This is a genomic window from Janthinobacterium sp. RA13 (assembly GCF_000745325.1).
Taxonomy (GTDB): Bacteria; Pseudomonadota; Gammaproteobacteria; order Burkholderiales; family Burkholderiaceae_D; genus Janthinobacterium; species Janthinobacterium rivuli.
Genome location: NZ_JQNP01000001.1, coordinates 207,019 through 224,776 on the forward strand (window position 1 = coordinate 207,019; position 17,758 = coordinate 224,776).

At 62.8% G+C, this 17,758-nt stretch carries 13 protein-coding genes; 2 read left to right on the top strand and 11 right to left on the bottom strand.

Annotated elements, in window-relative coordinates; all coding sequences use genetic code 11:
- Positions 1 to 74: 74 nt before the first annotated feature.
- The 11 genes from FG13_RS00885 to FG13_RS00935 all read right to left on the bottom strand — a co-directional run bounded on the left by FG13_RS00885 (position 75) and on the right by FG13_RS00935 (position 15,288).
- Positions 75 to 1,361 (bottom strand): O-acetylhomoserine aminocarboxypropyltransferase/cysteine synthase family protein, encoded by a 1,287-nt coding sequence (locus FG13_RS00885; RefSeq protein ID WP_035817551.1) that lies wholly within the window; start codon positions 1,359 to 1,361, stop codon positions 75 to 77.
- A 93-nt stretch (positions 1,362 to 1,454) separates the two neighbouring features.
- Positions 1,455 to 2,366 (bottom strand): carbohydrate kinase family protein, encoded by a 912-nt coding sequence (locus FG13_RS00890; protein WP_035817552.1) that lies wholly within the window; start codon positions 2,364 to 2,366, stop codon positions 1,455 to 1,457.
- Positions 2,363 to 3,991: an alpha-amylase family glycosyl hydrolase gene (locus FG13_RS00895; RefSeq protein WP_035817554.1), complete on the bottom strand. Its 1,629-nt coding sequence runs from the start codon at positions 3,989 to 3,991 to the stop codon at positions 2,363 to 2,365. Before FG13_RS00895 ends, FG13_RS00890 begins: the two co-directional genes overlap by 4 nt.
- Before the next feature lies 1 nt (position 3,992).
- Positions 3,993 to 4,883 (bottom strand): maltose ABC transporter permease MalG, encoded by an 891-nt coding sequence (gene malG / locus FG13_RS29815; RefSeq protein WP_034757081.1) that lies wholly within the window; start codon positions 4,881 to 4,883, stop codon positions 3,993 to 3,995.
- 9 nt (positions 4,884 to 4,892) lie between these two features.
- On the bottom strand, positions 4,893 to 6,404 hold the full coding sequence (gene malF, locus FG13_RS29820) for a maltose ABC transporter permease MalF (RefSeq protein ID WP_035817557.1): 1,512 nt from the start codon (positions 6,402 to 6,404) through the stop codon (positions 4,893 to 4,895).
- Between the two features lie 162 nt (positions 6,405 to 6,566).
- Positions 6,567 to 7,787, bottom strand: a complete 1,221-nt coding sequence (gene malE, locus FG13_RS00910; RefSeq protein WP_051958308.1) for a maltose/maltodextrin ABC transporter substrate-binding protein MalE — start codon at positions 7,785 to 7,787, stop codon at positions 6,567 to 6,569.
- Between the two features lie 109 nt (positions 7,788 to 7,896).
- Positions 7,897 to 8,982, bottom strand: coding sequence for an ABC transporter ATP-binding protein (locus FG13_RS00915; RefSeq protein ID WP_035817560.1), 1,086 nt, complete (start codon positions 8,980 to 8,982; stop codon positions 7,897 to 7,899).
- 84 nt (positions 8,983 to 9,066) lie between these two features.
- Positions 9,067 to 10,704 (bottom strand): alpha-amylase family glycosyl hydrolase, encoded by a 1,638-nt coding sequence (locus FG13_RS00920; protein ID WP_051958309.1) that lies wholly within the window; start codon positions 10,702 to 10,704, stop codon positions 9,067 to 9,069.
- Between the two features lie 283 nt (positions 10,705 to 10,987).
- Positions 10,988 to 12,001: a substrate-binding domain-containing protein gene (locus FG13_RS00925; RefSeq protein WP_035817563.1), complete on the bottom strand. Its 1,014-nt coding sequence runs from the start codon at positions 11,999 to 12,001 to the stop codon at positions 10,988 to 10,990.
- 291 nt (positions 12,002 to 12,292) lie between these two features.
- Entirely contained in the window at positions 12,293 to 13,513 is a 1,221-nt protein-coding gene (locus tag FG13_RS00930; RefSeq protein ID WP_035817566.1) for a maltoporin, read from the bottom strand.
- Positions 13,514 to 13,731: 218 nt separating this feature from the next.
- The gene (locus tag FG13_RS00935; protein WP_051958311.1) at positions 13,732 to 15,288 is read right to left on the bottom strand and encodes an MFS transporter; all 1,557 of its coding nucleotides are present in this window, start codon (positions 15,286 to 15,288) and stop codon (positions 13,732 to 13,734) included.
- Between the two features lie 115 nt (positions 15,289 to 15,403).
- On the opposite strand from FG13_RS00935, the gene FG13_RS00940 reads away from it, so the two are divergent.
- The gene (locus FG13_RS00940) at positions 15,404 to 16,318 is read left to right on the top strand and encodes a LysR family transcriptional regulator (protein WP_035817569.1); all 915 of its coding nucleotides are present in this window, start codon (positions 15,404 to 15,406) and stop codon (positions 16,316 to 16,318) included.
- A 312-nt stretch (positions 16,319 to 16,630) separates the two neighbouring features.
- A complete protein-coding gene (locus FG13_RS00945; RefSeq protein ID WP_051958313.1) occupies positions 16,631 to 17,752 on the top strand; it encodes a patatin-like phospholipase family protein in 1,122 nt (373 codons plus the stop codon).
- Positions 17,753 to 17,758: the final 6 nt, after the last annotated feature.

A 17,758-nucleotide genomic window follows, 5' to 3' on the forward strand; every position in this document is an offset into this window, starting at 1 on the left:
ATGTGCCGGGACAGGCTGGCCGCCTGGTTTCAGCCTGATTTCTGCTTGAATTGCTGCCTGAATTGTCGCCAGACTCAAGCCGCGTTCAAGGCCTGTTCCAGGTCTTCGCGCAAGTCGTCGATATGCTCGATGCCGACGGACAGGCGCAGCATGTCTTCGGACACGCCCGCCTTGGCCAGTTCCTCGGGATTGAGCTGGCGGTGCGTGGTGGACGCGGGATGCGTGGCCAGCGACTTGGCGTCGCCGATGTTGACGAGGCGCGTAAACAGCTGCAAGGCGTCGAGCACGCGGGCGCCTGCCGCGCGCGGATCCTCGCCGGCGGCCAGCTTCAGACCGAAGGACAGGATGCCCGAGGCGCGGCCACCCATGTATTTTTTCACCAGCGCGTGGTCCGGGTGGTCTTCCAGGCCCGCGTAATTGACCCACGCGACTTTCGGATGCTGTTTCAGATGCTTTGCCAGGGCCAGGGTGTTGTCGCAGATGCGGTCCATGCGCAGGGCCAAGGTCTCGATGCCCTGGATCAGCTGGAAGGCGGAGAGGGGCGAAATCGCCGCGCCCATGTTACGCAGCGGGACGACGCGCGCGCGGCCGATGAAGGCGGCGGGGCCGAACGCCTCCGTGTAGACGACGCCGTGATACGACACGTCCGGTTCGTTCAGGCGCTTGAAGCGCTCCTTGTGATCAAACCAGGGGAATTTGCCGCTGTCGACGATGGCGCCGCCCACGGTGGTGCCGTGGCCGCCCAGGTATTTGGTCAGCGAGTGGACGACGATGTCGGCGCCATGCTCGATGGGGCGGAACAGATAGGGGCTGGGCACCGTGTTATCGACGATCAGCGGGATGCCGTGCGCGTGCGCGATTTCTGCCAGCTTGGCCACGTCCGTCACGTTGCCCAGCGGGTTGCCGATCGATTCGCAGAAGATGGCCTTGGTGCGCGCATCGATCAGGGCTGCGAAGGTTTCCGGCTGGCGCGCGTCGGCGAAGCGCACTTCGATGCCGATCTGCGGCAGGGTGTGTGCAAACAGGTTGTAGGTGCCGCCATATAGCTGGCTGGCGGAGATGAAATTGTCACCCGCTTCGGCAATCGTCTGGATCGCATAGGTGATGGCCGCCATGCCAGAGGCCACGGCCAGCGCGGCCACGCCGCCTTCCAGCGCCGCGACGCGCTTTTCCAGCACGTCCTGCGTGGGGTTCATGATGCGCGTATAGATATTGCCTGCCACCTTGAGGTCGAACAGGTCGGCGCCATGCTGGGCATTGTCGAAGGCGTAGGCCACCGTCTGGTAAATGGGGACGGCGGCGGCCTTGGTGGTCGGGTCGGGGGTGTAGCCGGCGTGCACGGCCAGGGTTTCGATTCTCATGAGGTCTCCGGTTTCAATAGTCTGTGTGGTGAAATCCGCAGCCATTGTGCCATGCGCCCCTTAGCTCGATGCTACGCTTGATAGAATATTAAGTCATAAGCTAGTGCGGTCTTGATATAAGTCATTCAGCTCCGCCGGTCCGATGAACCGTTCATGCGTGCCGTTCTGCGCGCAGGCAAACGCGCCGCCGATGGCGCCACGGCGCATGGCCGCGTCGATGCCCGCGCCATCGAGCCAGGCGTGCAAAAAGGCCGCGACAAACGAGTCGCCGGCGCCATTCGTATCCACCACGGGCAGCGTCAAGCCTGCCGTCGGATAGTGATGCACGGACGCGCCGTCCCGTTCCAGTAGGTAGGCGCCGTGCGCGCCCGCCATGGCGATGACGGCTTGCGCGCGGCCTTCCGCGATAATCGCGCGCATGACGTCGTCCCGGCGCTCGCCGAGCGCGGCCGTACTGAGAAACACCAGGTCGGCGCGCAGCGCGAATTTTTTGTGGTGCGGGTTGACGCCATCCCAGTCGTGCAGATCGGTCGATACCGTCGTGCCGCACACCAGCGCATCGTCAAACATTTCGGCCACCCAGCCCATGATGGAAAAATGCGCGTGGCGCGCCGGTCCCAGGTAGGGCAGATAAAAAGCGGCCGGCATGCGCACGTCTTCCGGGTGGCGGCCATCGTACAACGACAGCCGGCGCCCTTGCGGGTCGACCAGGTTGACGCTGCGCCGCGTGCCCGAAGGTTCGACGATGTGCGAGAAATCGAGCTTGGCATCTTTGTAGCGCTGCAGGATGGCTGCGCCTTGCGCGTCGTCGCCGATGAAGTCGATGAACTTGCAGCGCAAGCCCAGCGCATGGCAACCGAGCGCCACGCCATTGCCCGTGTGCGCCACGTAGTCGCGGATGGGCGGCACGTGGACGGAGTCGGCGACGGGCAGTTGCAGGTCGGGCACGCGCACGATGGTATCGATGCCGGCGCCGCCGACCACTAAGATGTCATAGGTACTCATGGTGCAGCTTTCTCCAGCAGGATGGTGCCGGCCGCGTGTACCGCGACGGCGCCGTCCTTGACTATGTAGGTTTGGTTTGTATAGGCGTCGCGCAGCGGGGTGCCATCGGCGAAGACGCCGTGTACTTTGAGTTCGAGCGCGCCTTGCGCTTCGGGCACGGCGATGATGGCGTCATCCTGCATCACGCGGGCGAACGCATACGGCTTTTCATCGATCAGGCGATGCTCTCCGCGCGCCAGGGCAGGGTGGCGCAGCCGGAACTGCCCCAGCTTGCGCGCATGGGCCAGGGTGGCCGCATCGAGCGTGTTCCAGTTCATGTCGGACCGGGTGGCCTGCTGTTCGTCGCCGATGGGCGCCGCGCCAGGCTGGCGCGCGCTTTCATCGCCGTAGAACAGCTGCACGCCGCCTGGCGCCAGCAGCAGCGCGGACAAGCCATGCTTCAATCGGTCGCGCGGGAACAAACTGGTGTCGTGCGACGAGATATACGACAAAATGTCGTAGCGGGGGCTCTTATTCAGCAAGCCCGCGTACTGGCGGTACACGCCGTCGATGCTTTTCCAGTCGCCGCCAGCGCGGCTTTGAAAGTCGAAATTGATCATCGAGTCGAAGCCCGCGTCATGCCAGCTGCTGCGCTCGGGGCCATGGCCCCATGCTTCGCCCGTCATCCAGAATGGTGCGTCGTCGATTTTCTGCTGCGGGTGGCGCGCCTTCCAGTCGGCCAGGGCATGGGTGGCCGCCGCGCGCAGGGCCAGCCAGCTGTTTGGTTCCACGTGCTTGACGGTGTCGGCCCTGAAACCGTCGACGCCGAATTCGCGCACCCAGTCGGCCAGCCACTGCACCAGGTAGCCGCGCACGGTGGTGTCGGGCAGGGCCACGGCGCGCGTGTCGGCTTTGTGTTGCAGGATGGGAGGCAAGCCGACGGCCTTGCCGCTTTCCGTGCGGAAGTCGGGCAGGTAGGCCAGCTGCATGGTGAAATCGTCCTTGCCGCCGTCTGAATAGCCGGGCAAGCCGGCGCGCACCCAGTCCGGACCCCACCACTGCGCGAATGCGAAGTTGTTGTAGTCGATGAAGCTGTGATAATCGCGCAGGTTGGCCTTTTCATGGCCGGGCCACAGCACGGGCACCTTGTACTCGGCCAGGGTGCGCAAGTCCGCGTAGCCGGGATGGTTCAGCACCACGTCGAACAGCACGCGGATGCCTTGCGCGTGGGCCGTGTTGATCATCTCGCGCAATTCCTCGCGCGTGCCCATGTTGGCGTCCATCGTCGTGTAGTCGAGCGCCCAGTAGCCGTGGTAGGCGTAGTGCTGGAATTGCTGCTTGCCTCCCACTACCCAGCCGTGGATCTGCTCGTACGGCGCCGTGATCCACAGGGCGTTGACGCCCAAGTCTTGAAAATAGCCGGCTTTCAGTTGCTGCGTGATGCCGGCGATGTCGCCGCCGTGAAAGCTGCCGACATCGCCGCCTTGCGGGTCGGCGGCGCGGCCATAACTGTGGTCGTTGCCGGGATTGCCGTTGGCGAAACGGTCCGTCACGGCAAAGTAGACGATGGGGTTCTCTGCAAAACTGCCCGCCTGCGCCGGCAGGCTGACGAGCAAAGCGGCGAGGGCGGTCAGCACGGTCTTCATGTCAGCCTTTCACGCCGCCAGCCGTCAGGCCGGAGATCATCCATTTTTGCGCCAGCAGGAACACGGCCGTGATGGGCAAGCCGGACAAGATGGCCGCCGCGGCGAAGTCGCCCCACAGGTATTTTTGCTCGTACAGGAACAGCTTGGAGCCGACGGCCAGGGTCAGGTTGTTCTGTTCATGCAGCAGCACGGACGCGATCGGGTATTCGATGATGGCGCCGATGAAGGACAACAAAAACACCACCATCAGGATGGGCACCGTCATCGGCAGCAGCACGTAGACGAAGGCCTGCCACTGCGTGGCGCCGTCGACCTTGGCCGCTTCCTCGATTTCGATGGGGATGGTTTGATAATAGCCCTTGATGGTCCAGATATGCAGGGCGATGCCGCCCGTGTAGGCCAGCACCAGGCTGCCGTGGTGGTCGATACCCAGCCATGGCACGTAGCTGCCCAGCACGTCGAAGATGGCGTAGATGGCCACCAGGGCCAGCACGGCGGGGAACATCTGCAGCAGCATCAGCGCGGACAGCGTCTGCGACTTGAAACGGAACTGCATGCGCGCGAACGCATACGCGCAGGTGGTCGACAGCAGCACAGTGACGGTGGCGCTCATGCTGGCCACCTTGATGGAATTCCACAGCCATAGCAGCACAGGGAAATCCGGTTCGACGAGGGCACCGTTGGGCGCCTGGTAGGACATGCCCAGCGCCAAACGCCAGTGCTCGAAGCTGATCTCGGGAGGGATCAGGCTGCCCGAGGCGAAATTGCCGGGCCGCAGGGAGATCGACAAGATCATCAGGAAGGGGAACATCACCAGCGCGATCAGCGCGATCACGGCGACGTGGGCCGCCAGGATGCGCCAGCGGTTGGAACGGTCGACAACGATAGCCATGGCTGTCCTTTATGCTTTGTTCATGCGCGTCAGGCGCATGTTGACCAGCGAAATCGCGGCCACGAGGAAGAAGATCAGGGTCGAGATGGCGGCGGCCAGGCCAAAGTTCTGGCCGGAATCCTCGAACGCGATGCGGTAGGTGTAAGACACGAGCAAGTCCGTCGTGCCGGCCGGTAAAGTCGTGTCGAGGAAATCGGGACGCCCGCCCGTCAGCAAGCTGATCAGTACGAAATTGTTGAAGTTGAAACCCAGGCTGGCCACCATCAGCGGCGTGAGGGGTTTGATGATCAGGGGCAGGGTGATCTTGAAGAAATTCGTCAGCGGTCCCGCGCCGGCCAGGGCCGAGGCTTCGTACAGGTCCGACGGGATCGCCTTGATCAGGCCCATGCACACCACCATCATGTACGGATAGCCGAGCCAGGTGTTGACGATCAAAATCATGGCCTTGGCCAGGGTGGTGTCCGAGAACCAGGCGGGCTTGATGCCGAACAGGGCGTCGAGCACGAGGTTGATTTCGCCAAAGTTATTGTTGAACAAACCCTTGAAGACGAGGATGGAAATGAAGCCCGGTACGGCGTACGGCAGGAACAGCAGGGTGCGGTACAGGCCGCGGAAGCGCAGCGCATCCCAGTTCAACAGAACAGCCAGCACCATGCCCAGGCCCGTCGTGGTGGCCACGCTGATCAGGGCGAAAACGATGGTCCACACGAAAATGCGCAGGAAGGGGCCGCGGAACGCTTCATCGGAGAAAATCTTGACGAAGTTGGCGAAGCCCACGTTCACTTTGAAGCCCGGTTCCAGCTTGCTACCGTCCGGCATTTCATAAAAACCCGTCTTGAAGTTCGGCGTGACCAGTTCGCCCGTGGCGATCTTCTTCAGGGTCTTGTCGGGCAGCTGCTTGTAGACGTGAGCGACGGGACCGAATTCGCGCAAGCCCACCATGCGCAGCTCGATCTTGTTCGGCAGCACGAGGGTGAGCAGTTTCAAATCCTTTTGCAGGGCGATGATGTCCTTGATGCCCAGCGGCGCGGCCAGCACGGGCGCCTGCACGGGATCGATCGGCGCCACTTCCACGTTCAGGGGCACGGCGCGCTTGAGGGCCAGCGGCTGCGTCAAGAGCACTTCGCCCGTGTCCGGGCTTTCCAGGCGCAAGCGGTATTCTTTATTGTCGGCATGCACGGTCATGGCATAGCCGGCGCTTTCCACCCGCTGCGTCTCGTCCAGCAAATATTGCGTGGCCCGTTCATAGGTGAGCAGGTTGCGCGAACTGAAATTGGTAAAGCCGATCGACACCGTGTACACCATCGGCAGCAGCACGAAGACGATCACCGCCGTGATGCCGGGAAACAGATAACGGTAGGCATAGGCGCGCGGCGACGTGAAGACGAACGTCGTCAGGGTCAGCAAGCCGAGGAAGACGGCGGCCAGCATGGTCTGGCCGGAAATGTACAACATGAAGAGCAGATACAGACCCAGCGCCATGCTGATGGTCAATACCGTAGGGCCGATAAACTTGCGCACGATGGATACCTGTGAAGATGGATGCTGGATGAAGGCGTTGTGGTGTAGGTCGGATTAGGCCCAAAGGGCCGTAATCCGACAACATTGTCGGCTGCACATGTCGGATTACGCGCAAGCGCTAATCCGACCTACGCGAATTGACGTGATGCAGCGCGATACTGATTAATTCGCCGTCGTAATCCGCTTCGCCGCCGCATCCAGGCCATCCTTGGTCGTCTGGCGGCCTTGCGTGATGTTTTCAAGCGCCGATTGCATCGACGACCAGAAGCGGCCCATTTCCGGGTTGTTCGGCATTGGACGGCCAGCTTGCGCGCTTTCCATCGTCGCCTGGATGTTCGGATTGGCTTTCAATTCCGCGAACAGCACTTTATTAGCTGGCGTGCCCAGCGGGACATCGGCGTTGATGGTTTTCAGGCCATTGAGCTGCAGCATCTGGTTTTCCAGGAATTCCGTGGCCAGGTCCTTGTTCGGACTGGCTTTCGAAATCATCGCGCCCAGCACTCCCACGAATGGGGTGGCCGTCTTGCCTGCCACGGTAGGGATCGTTGCCACGCCGAAGTTGATCTTCGACTTGCGCGCATTGTCCCACGACCATGGGCCGTTGATCATCATGGCGATCTTGCCCTGGTTGAAGCCGGCTTCCATTTCCGCGTAGCCGGCGCCCTTCGGCATGGCGCCGCTGTTGATCAGGGTCATCAGCGCATTCACGCCCGCCTGCGAGCCGGCATTGTTCACGCCCGTCTTGGCCGCATCGTAGCGGCCGTCGGACTTGACTTCAAACGGGAAGCCGCCGCCCGCGCCCAGCAATGGCCACGTGAAATAGGTGTTCGTGTAATCCCACAGGATGGCTTTCTTGCCTTGTGCTGACAATTTTTTGTCCAGCGCGGCGATTTCCTCGAAGGTTTTTGGCGGCGTCGGCACCAGGTCCTTGTTGTAGACGAGGGCGACGGCTTCGATGGAGATCGGGTAGCCCCAGGTCTTGCCGCTCACCGTAAAGGCGTTCCAGGCCAGCGGCAGGATGGCGGCGCGCGCTTCCTTGCTTGGCGTCAATGGTTGCAGCAAGCCGGCGTCGATCCAGGTGCCGATGCGGTCATGCGGCCAGATCCAGATGTCCGGACCCTTGCCGGCGGCGGCCGCCTGCTGGAATTTGTTTGGCGCATCTTCCGGATGCTCGACGACGACCTTGATGCCCGTCTTCTTGGTGAATTCTTCGCCGACCTTGGCCAGGCCCTTGTAGCCTTTGTCGCCATTGATCCAGATCAGCAGGGTGCCTGCTTCGGCCGCGTGCGCCATGCTGACGGCGGCCAGGTTGCCGATGCCGGCCAGGGCGGCGGCGATCAGGGTGGTTTTGATGAAGCTGCGTTTCGGGTGCGTGAAGGACATGTCAATCTCCAGTGTCTTTTTTTATGCTAAGTTTATGTTGAGTATCAAGGCTGAAACGATGCAACCAGGCCAGGCGGCGCCTGTAGCGCCTGGCCCTTAAAGCCGGGTGTCAGGTACGGGTCTGGCCATGCTCGTCGAACACGTGGACGCGGGCCGGCGCCACTTGCAGCGCCACGGACTGGCCAATGGCCCAGTCCGTTTCCGCATCGGCGCGCACCACCAGCGGCTCGTCGCCGCCCGCTACCTGCACATACAGATAGCTGATGTCGCCCAGTTTTTCCACCGCCTGCACGGTGGCCGTGAGGGCGGCTGTGGCGCCGGGCGCGCACGCTTGCACATGCTCGGGACGCGCGCCGACGGTGACGGGGGTGCCGCTGGCCAATGGCTGCGTCAACACGGCCTGCAGCATGCCGCCTGCGTTCGTGGCGATGGTGGCCACGCCGTCGGCATAGCTGTGGATCTTGCCTTTAAGGAAGTTCATGCGCGGCGAACCGAGAAAGCCGGCCACGAACAGATTGGCCGGATGGTGGTACAGCTCGAGCGGCGCACCCACCTGTTCGATGCGGCCCGCGTTGAGCACGACGATGCGGTCGGCCAGGGTCATCGCTTCGACCTGGTCATGCGTGACGTAAATCATGGTCGAGCGCAATTCGCGGTGCAAATTCGCCAGTTCGATGCGCATCTGCACGCGCAGCGAGGCGTCCAGGTTGGACAGCGGTTCGTCGAACAGGAAGACGTCGGGTTTGCGCACGATGGCGCGGCCGATAGCCACGCGCTGGCGCTGGCCGCCCGACAAGTCTTTTGGTTTGCGTTCCAGCAAAGGCTCGATGCGCAGGATTTGCGCGGCGCGCTGCACGGCGTCGGCGATCTGCACCTTGTTCATGCCGGCCAGTTTCAGGCCGAAGGCCATGTTTTGCGCCACGCTCATGTGCGGGTACAGGGCGTAGCTCTGGAACACCATGGCGATGCCGCGTTTTGCGGGCGGCACATCGTTCATGCGGGTCTTGCCGATATACAAGTCGCCGCCGCTGATTTCTTCCAGGCCGCATATGCTGCGCAGCAAGGTGGATTTGCCGCAACCCGACGGGCCCACGAAGACCATGAATTCGCCGTCGGCGATCTCCAGGTCGATGCCGTGCAGGGTTTGCACGTCGCCATATGCCTTTTTCAGCCCTGCTAATTTCAGTCCAGCCATGTCGTCCTCATCATCTCAATTTGGCCCCGCTGATGCGCGGGGCTCGTTATTGTAATTGGCGGCATGGCCGCCAAAGCCTGCGATTTACGCCAGGGTGCCGAACCAGCCGCCATGCGGGGGCAGGCTGAGCTGTTGGTTATCTTTACTACCTGGCAAGCCATGACCGGCAAGATCGGCCGCTGGCGCCGCGTCTGGCCAGATGAAGGTGACGGCCTCGGTGCCCAGGTTGAAGGCAGCCAGGACGGACGGTTGGCCGGGCAAGTCGCGGCGCAGGGCCAGCACGGGTTCCGGCGCATCGAAGAAACTGATGTCGCCGCGCAGCAATTGCGGCAGAGTCCGGCGCCAGGCGAGGATGTTCTGCGCAAAGCGCAGCGCCGAGCCGCTATCGTTTTCTTCGACGTCAGCGGCGCGCGCCAGGTGTTCCGGCGGCACTGGCAACCACGGCGTGGTGGTACTGAAGCCGCCGTGCGGCGCATCGGCCACCCATGGCATTGGCGTGCGGCAACCGTCGCGGCCCTTGAACTGGGGCCAGAACGGGATGCCGTACGGGTCTTGCAGCGCCTCGAAAGGAATGTCCGCTTCCGTCAGGGCCAGCTCGTCGCCCTGGTACAGGCACGGCGTGCCTTTCAGCGCGGCCTGCACGGCCAGCACCACCTTGGCCAGCGACGGCGACGGGTTTTCGCCGCCCCAGCGCGTCATGACGCGCACGCTGTCGTGGTTGCCCACGGACCAGGAAGCCCAGCCGTCGGCCACTTGCGCTTCGAACTCTTCCACTTGCTTGCGGATGTGCGCGGCGGAAAACTCCGCCGTCAGCAAGTTGAAACTGTAGGCCATGTGCAGCTTGTCGGCGCCCGTGTAGGCCGCCATGGTGGCCAGCGCATTGTCGTCGCCCACTTCGCCGATGGAAATGGCCTGGTATTCATCGAGCACGGCGCGCACGCGCTGCAGGTAGGCGATGTTTTCCGGCTGCGTCTTGTCGTACACGTGCGCCTGCATGCCATACGGGTTGATGGCCGATACGCTGCTCGCATCGCGTTGCGCGGCGGGCGGATTGTCGCGCAGCAATTGATCGTGATACGGGAAGTTGCAGGAATCGAAGCGGAAACCGTCAACGCCGCGTTCCAGCCAGAAACGCAGATTGTCCAGCTGCGCCTGCTGCACGGCCGGATTGTGGAAATTCAGGTCGGGCTGGCTGACGAGGAAATCGTGCAGATAATATTGGCCGCGGCGCGGCTCCCATTGCCAGGCCGAACCGCCGAACACGGACAGCCAGTTGTTCGGCGCCGTGCCATCGGGTTTCTGGTCGGCCCAGACATACCAGTCGGCCTTGGGATTGTCGCGGCTGGAGCGGCTTTCCACGAACCATGGGTGGACGTCGGACGAGTGCGACAGCACCTGGTCGATCATCACTTTCAAGCCCAGTTCATGGGCGCGCGCCACCAGGCGGTCGAAGTCGGCCAAAGTACCAAACATGGGATCGACGTCGCAGAAATCGGCCACGTCGTAGCCGAAGTCTTTCATCGGCGACGTGAAGAAGGGCGAGATCCACACGATGTCCGCGCCCAGAGCGGCGATGTAATCGAGCTTGGAGGTAATGCCGGGCAAGTCGCCGATGCCGTCGCCATTGCTGTCGAGGAAGCTGCGTGGATACACCTGGTAGATGACGGCGCTGCGCCACCAGTCGGCGGGCAGGTGGGCGAGATTGTTCTGGATGGTCGGCATGAATGATTTCTTAAAAGTTGCCTGTAGCCGTGGCTATCAGGGCGGCGCTGCTGGTTGGTAGGCGAACGTCTTATTTTAAAATTCAAAGCGCTTTGGGTATGAAATGAGTATAGTTCAAAGCGCTTTGAAAAGTAAAGCGATACACGCGCCAGACATACGATTTTTTTATGAGGGTGATTCAGGAGGGCAAAACAGAGCGGAAGAGGGCGTTTTACGAAACCCCAAGCGGAGGCTGGGGTCGGACCCTGAGGGTCCGACCCCAGTAGTTTGCTCTAGGGGTAAATCAGGCGCGTATTACCGGTCCCGCCGACTCCCCCGGCAACAGTTCGCACGGCCACAGTTCCTGCAGGTCGGTGACTGGCGTGCCGTCCATCAGGGCCAGCAGCATGTGGATCATCTTCGCGCCGGCGCCGCGCGGGTCGGGCTGGACGACGGTGGTGACGTTGTGGCCGGCCAGGGAATCTTCCATCACGCCCCAGACGATCAGCGACATCTCGCTGCCGATGGCGATGCCCGCGTCGAGCAGGGCGCGCACGGCGCCTACGCCCGACATGTGATTGTCGACGATGACGGCCGTGGGGCGGGGCGAGCGGGCCAGCAGGCGCTGGATGGCCTGGTAGCCGGCGCGGCGGTCATGGGCGTTGTCGACCAGGTTGTCCGGGTCGACGGGCAGGCCGCCCGCCTGCATGGCGTGCTGGAAACTGTCGACGCGCTGGCGCACGAAGTTCAGGTCCGGCGTGGCGCTGATGAGGCCGATGCGCTGGTGGCCCAGCTGCGCCAGGCGCTCGACGGCCAGGCGCATGCCGGCCTCGTTGTCATAGTCGAACCACGCGTGCGGCTGGTTCAGCTGCGTGCGGCCGTGCGCGACAAACGGCATGCCCTGCTGCGCCAGGTAGGCGATGCGCTCGTCGAACGGCTTTGTGCGGCCGACGATCAGGCCATCGATGCGGCGGCCCTTGACCATGCGTTCATACGTGTGGAATTCATTGGTGGCGGAAGCGGGCGCGATCATCATGTCCATCTGCTGCGCTTCCAGCGCTTCCGACATGCCGCCGACGATCTCGATGAACATGGGGTCGGCCAGGTCGTTCGGCATCAGCGGGTAGATGATGCCGACGATATTCGTGCGTCCCACGGCCAGGCTGCGCGCCATGGGGTTGGGACGGTAGCCGGCGGCCTGCGCGGCCGCCAGCACCCGCTCGCGTGTGCGTTCGCTCACTTCCGGATAGCCATTCAAGGCGCGGCTGACGGTGGTTTCGGATATTCCTAGCGTTTTGGCGAGATTTTTGAGGTTCATGGATGCTGCGTCTGGGGTGGATCGGGAGCGATGCAGAGTAGTTTATCTGATAAATGCCGGAATGATCAGGGGGATGACCGGCGGCGGCAGCGCCCAAAAAAATACGCGGGCAAACCCAGGGGCGCCCGCGCTAAAAGAGGATACTGCTGAATCACTACATTGAAGCTGCCGGCCATCGCGTGCAGCGGCGAAATGGTGGGTCCGGTTAAAGCATGCCCCCAGGAAGGCGGGCGGTGTTGCTGCCAGTGGCAAGCATCTACGGATGCTTGCCAATGTTTTAGATGCCTGCGATTACCACCAGCTTTCCACTTGGAAACCAACCGAGCTGCCGTTGGTCTTGCCACCAAACACGCCCGTCGACGACAGCGCGGTTTCCGCCGCGGCGGCCGACTGGGCTGCCTTGTTCCATTTGGCGTAGGTGTAGAAGGCGCGCAGCACGGGACGCGACCAGAAGCTGTTGCCGGCCGACAGTTGCGGCGCGAAGGTCAGCTTGGTCAGGTTGCGGCTTTCGCCGCCTTCCGGCTTGACGATGTCGTGGCCCAGTTCCACGGCCAGGCTGTAGTTGTCCGTGAAGTGGTAGACGGGGCGCGCGCCGATCGACGTCCACTTGCTGCTCACGCCTGCCGTTTCCTTGTCTTCATAGACGAAGGTGCCCATGCCCGACCAGGCGCCTTTGGGCTGGATCATGATCTGTTCCGTCAGACGCACGACCTTGTCATCCTTGCCGGCGCCCAGGCTGAAGCCGCCCGTGTTGGCGGCGCTGCCTTTGCCGTACTGCAATGCCACCTTGTTGAAGCCGCCCAGCAGATTGCCTTGTGTATGCATGATGGTCAGCAAGTGGCCGCTGGCGATGGGGGCCGCGCCTTGCGCGTTGCGTTTCTGATTGAATTGCAGGCCCAGGGTCAGTTCGCCATCCGGGTTGACCTTGATGCCGGAGAAGCGCAAGTCGTGGGACAGGCCCATGCGATTGCTGTCGCCGTCATCGGCCGTGCGCACGATGGCGTAGGCCAGTTTGGCGGCGCCGAGGTCGATGTTTTCCAGGCCGGCGCCAGGGCCGCTGTTATTCCAGAAGTAGTAATCGGTGATGTGCACGTCCTGGCGGTCGTAGTAGCGCTTGCCGACCCAGGCGCGCGCTTCGGCGAAGGCGCCCGTGCCGATCTTGTCGGCGACGACGTTCATTTCGCGCCACGACGGGTCCGATTGTTCCCAATCCTGATTCTGGTTGACGGAAAACGCCACCAGGGTATTGATGCGGAAGGTGGTGCCGTTGGCCGCCTTGAAGGCTTCGCCGCCGAATTTCAGCTCGCCGTAGGTTTCGCACTCATTGCCCAGACGATACTTGGACGAGGCGCCGGCCAGGCCGAAACACGCTTCCTTGCCGCCTTCGCTGCTGGTGCCGAAGCCCGAGCGGATGTAGCCGCCGAAATCGATCGGCAGGGCGGCCTGGGCGGCCGAAGCGCTCAAGGCCAACGCCACGGCGGCAGGCAAAGTTTTCAAGAAATGTTTGTTCATTGCGTCTCCAGTGTTTTTATAGGTGTGGGATCGGTGCGCATAACTTCGCACAACCAAAGCGCTTTAGTTATGTTTCAAAGCGCTTTGAGTATAGTTCAAAGCGCTTTGATCAGTAAACTAGTTTTATTCCTTGAAACTTTTGAGGTGTTGCGGAGAAACATCAGGGGAGGAAGGGCGGCACGTGAGCCGCCCGGTCTTGCAGGGGAGATGCTAGCGGCTCAGTTTGTCGTCTTGCTGGCGGGCGCGGTGGCAATATGTTCGGTAGCACCGGCCGGATGGCGCAGGAATGCCAGGATCAGCAGTGCCGACGCCGTCGTGATGCTGGCCAGCACATACAGCAAATGGCGGAAGGCCGTGCCGTACGCTTGCGCCAGTTCGCCAGCGCCGGCCTGCGGCAACAGGGTAGCTGCATGGCGCAGCTCGCCCAGCGCCAGGAAGGGGCCGGCGTGCGCCGCTTGTTGCGCGCCGACGCCGGCACCGCCCAGCGCCGCGACGCTGAACGTACCCAGCAGCGCGCTGACGATGGCCAGCGCCAGGCCTTCGCCCGCCACGCGCGTCGTATTGAAGATGCCGGCCGCCATGCCTGCCCGCTCCACGGGCACGACGCTGATGGCCAGGCCATCCATCAAACCCCACGGCAGGCTGATGCCGCAGCCGATCAGCAGCAGCGGCCCCAGCAAAGTGTAGGGCGACTGGCCCGGCGCGCACGTCGATAGCCACAGCAAGCCGCCCGCCGCCAGCAGCAGGCCGCTGGCGCAAATGTGCGCGGTGGCGATGCGTTGCGCCGCCATGCCGGCCAGTACCGGCAGCACCAGCATGGGCGCGGACAGGGCGATCATCATGCGTCCCGCCTCCAGCGCACTGTAGCCTTCGATGCCGATGAAGCGGGCCGGCAGCAATACCAGCAGCACGACAAAGGAAAATGCGGGCGCGGCGGCCAGCAGCTGCACGCCGGCAAAGGCGGGCAGGCGGAACAGGGTCAAGTCCAGCATGGGCCGCGCCGCGCGCCGCTCCACGCGGATGAAAACGGCCAGCAGCAAGGCCGCGCCACCGAGCAGCGCCAGGCTGGCGGCGCTGCCCCAGCCACTGTCGGGCGCCTGCAGCAAGCCATAGGTAAACAGGGACAGCGCACCGGTAAACGTCAGGGCGCCGGGCCAGTCGACGCCTTGCGCCTGCGGGTCGCGCGTTTCGCGCATGGCGTGCGTGGCGGCCAGCAGGGCGGCCAGGCCGGCTGCGGCCGTGGCGATAAAAATGGCGCGCCAGCCCGTGCGGGTGATCAAGGTGCCTGCCAGGAAGGGGCCGAAGGCCAGGCCCACGCCGAAGGCCGTGCCGATCAGGCTGAAGGCGCGCGCGCGGGCAGGGCCGTCGAATTCCTGTGCCAGGGCCGCCAGTCCGCTCGACAGGGCCATGGCGCAACCGAGGCCCTGGACGGCGCGCAGCACGTCGAGCCACACAATGCCGGGCGCGGCCGACAGCGCCAGCGCGGCGGCGGAAAACACGCCCATGCCCAGCAAGAACACGCGCTTGCGGCCATAGCGGTCGGCCAGCGCGCCGGCCACCATCAGGCAGCCGCCAAAGCTGAGCATGAAGGCATTCGTGATCCACGCCAGCGCCAGCGGCGTGCCGTGCAGGTCGGCGGCGATGGCGGGAATGGCGATGGCCGGTCCCGTAAAACTGAGCGGCATGCATAGCGCGGCCAGGCTGACGGCGGCCAGCACCAGCGTGCGTCGTGCTGCCGCTGGTTCCGGGGCTTGCGCGGGAAGATTCGTATCCATGGGGATGATTCCAGAAAGAGGGAATCTGATGATAATATGGACGCAATCCATGAAAAAGTGGCTGAAAATCCACTCATAGCGGACAAATATTCCTTAATCAAGATGGCGAGACGGCATGGATAATCTGAACGGCATTGCTGCCTTCGTGCGCGCGGCGGAAACTTCCAGTTATGTGGCGGCCGGCCGGCTGCTCGGCGTGTCGGCTTCGGCCGTGGGCAAGAGCGTGGCGCGGCTGGAAGAAAAGCTGGGCGTGCGCCTGCTCAACCGCAGCACGCGGCGCATCAGCCTGAGCAACGAGGGCGCGCTGTTTTACGAGCGCTGCCAGCGCATCCTGGCCGACCTCGGTGATGCCGAGGCGGAACTATCGCACCTGGCCGAGGCGCCGCGCGGCAAGCTCAAGGTCAGCCTGCCCGTGATCGGCTACCGCATCATCCTGCCCCTGCTGGCGGACTTTACACGGCGGTATCCGGAGATCGAGCTCGACCTCGATTTCAATGACCGCCTGGTCGACGTGGTGGCCGAAGGCGTCGACGTGGCCGTGCGCAGCGGTACGCTCACCGATTCGCGGTTGATGGCGCGCGAACTGGGACCGTTTGCCTTTGCCATCGTCGGTTCTCCCGCGTATTTCGCCCGCCATGGCGTGCCGGCCACGCCACGCGCACTGGAAGGGCACGCTTGCGTGCGCTATAAATTCCCCACCACTGGGAAACTGCAGGAATGGGCGTTGCAGCGCGCCGGAGGCGACAACGGCGGCGAGTTGCGCTTGCCGACCGCCTTGACTTGCAACAATATCGAAGCCTTGATCGGCGCCGCCACGCAGGGCGTGGGCCTCGCCTACCTGCCAGACTTTATCGTGCGCGACGCCATCGGACGGGGTGAGCTGCAAGCCGTGCTGGCCGAGTACTTGCTGTACTCGAGCAAGTTCTGGGTGCTGTGGCCGTCAAGCCGCCACCTGTCGCCCAAGATTCGCGTCTTTGTTGACCATTTGTGTACCCACCTGCATTTCTCCTCGCCACCTTCCAACCCCTGAATGCTCTGACAGCCGCCATGGCGGCTGGTTGAGGAATATTCCTACCCTACAGAGATTTTTCCTAGCATTGCGGAACATTTATTTGTTGCAATGCACCACGCTACGCCGCGTGCCGTCACCTTATGTCCTTTCTGAATACCCATCATGCGTTAACTAAATTGCCATAAGGAATTTATTTATGTTAATTTAATATCTGTTTCCACAACATTGCATCAACTTCATGGTTGTGGAAATAAGTGCATGATGAGGCGCCATAAGCGTGTAGTAACCAACAATTAGGGGTAATCACCCCATTCCGTTCAGGGAGTGTGCATGAAGACAGTCACGACGACGCCGCCGGATGCGGCGCCAGCCGCGCCAGCGAAATCGGCCCGCAAAACGGGTCTGCTGCTGGGTGGCGGCGCACCAAATTCCACTTTGATTGCCGGCGCCCTGGCCGCGTTCCTCGACGAAGGCATCGAGTTCGACGTCATTTCCGCCTCGGGCGCCGGTGTGTTGATGGGTTTGCTTTACACGACGCCGCATGAAGCCACGCCGCGCCAGGCCTTGCAAAGCTGGGCCGATACGGGCGTGGCCGACAGCATCTACAAGATGATTCCGATCAACTACAAGGTGTTCCAGAAGCCGGGCATGCATGCGAGCACGTTCCGCGACGCCTTCCAGCCGCCGGCCAACAATCCTTTTTTTCAGGCGTTCCAGCAAACGTTTGCGGGCGTGCCAACAGCCTGGTCGGACTGGGGAAAATTGATGGTGTCATCGCTGTCGCCATCGGACCTGTCGGCGAAAAGCCTGGGCCTGTGCGCGCACTTGCCCTTCCTGGAAAAAGCCGTGGATTTTTCGGGCGTGGCACGCATGCGCCCCGATTTTTACATCAATGCCTACAACCTCAGCGAGCACCGCATGCAAATCTGGGGCAAGCATGAGATCGAGCCGATCCACGTACGTGCAGCCCTGTCGTTTCCTTTCCTGTATGCACCGACGACCATCGCCGGCGATGATTACATCGAAGGCGCGGCGCTCGACACGCTCAATTTCGACCCGTTTATCGAAGGCAAGGGCGAGCACCATGACGCCGACACCCTGGTCATCCTCGACATCCTCGGCGACGAGCGCTTGCTGCGCAAGCCGCGCAACCTGTACGACGCCTGGGTGCGCTCCATCATCACGCCGCTGGTGAAAATTTCCAAAAGCGAGCTGCGCCTGTTCGAACTCGAGCACAACACGGATGCGCGCACGGGCCAGCCCAAGCGGCGCTTGCTGAAGCTCGACCTGATGGGCGGTATCCCGGAGCAGCACTGGCCCGACACCCTGGACTGGTCGAACTCGAACATGCAGCTGCTGTTCGACGTGGGCCACAAGGCGGGCCTGGCGTTTTGCCGCCAGCATGGCGACTTGCTGCGCCGCCTGCCCGACGCCGCACCGCTGGCGGCCTAGCCGCCT

Bases quoted from the DNA above. Each gene is read 5' to 3' on its own strand.
- malE (WP_051958308.1), bottom strand. From the start codon at position 7,787: ATGTCCTTCACGCACCCGAAACGCAGCTTCATCAAAACCACCCTGATC.
- FG13_RS00890 (WP_035817552.1), bottom strand. From the start codon at position 2,366: ATGAGTACCTATGACATCTTAGTGGTCGGCGGCGCCGGCATCGATACC.
- FG13_RS00945 (WP_051958313.1), top strand. From the start codon at position 16,631: ATGAAGACAGTCACGACGACGCCGCCGGATGCGGCGCCAGCCGCGCCA.
- FG13_RS00915 (WP_035817560.1), bottom strand. From the start codon at position 8,982: ATGGCTGGACTGAAATTAGCAGGGCTGAAAAAGGCATATGGCGACGTG.
- FG13_RS00925 (WP_035817563.1), bottom strand. From the start codon at position 12,001: ATGAACCTCAAAAATCTCGCCAAAACGCTAGGAATATCCGAAACCACC.
- malG (WP_034757081.1), bottom strand. From the start codon at position 4,883: ATGGCTATCGTTGTCGACCGTTCCAACCGCTGGCGCATCCTGGCGGCC.
- FG13_RS00940 (WP_035817569.1), top strand. From the start codon at position 15,404: ATGGATAATCTGAACGGCATTGCTGCCTTCGTGCGCGCGGCGGAAACT.
- FG13_RS00935 (WP_051958311.1), bottom strand. From the start codon at position 15,288: ATGGATACGAATCTTCCCGCGCAAGCCCCGGAACCAGCGGCAGCACGA.
- FG13_RS00895 (WP_035817554.1), bottom strand. From the start codon at position 3,991: ATGAAGACCGTGCTGACCGCCCTCGCCGCTTTGCTCGTCAGCCTGCCG.
- FG13_RS00885 (WP_035817551.1), bottom strand. From the start codon at position 1,361: ATGAGAATCGAAACCCTGGCCGTGCACGCCGGCTACACCCCCGACCCG.
- FG13_RS00920 (WP_051958309.1), bottom strand. From the start codon at position 10,704: ATGCCGACCATCCAGAACAATCTCGCCCACCTGCCCGCCGACTGGTGG.
- FG13_RS00930 (WP_035817566.1), bottom strand. From the start codon at position 13,513: ATGAACAAACATTTCTTGAAAACTTTGCCTGCCGCCGTGGCGTTGGCC.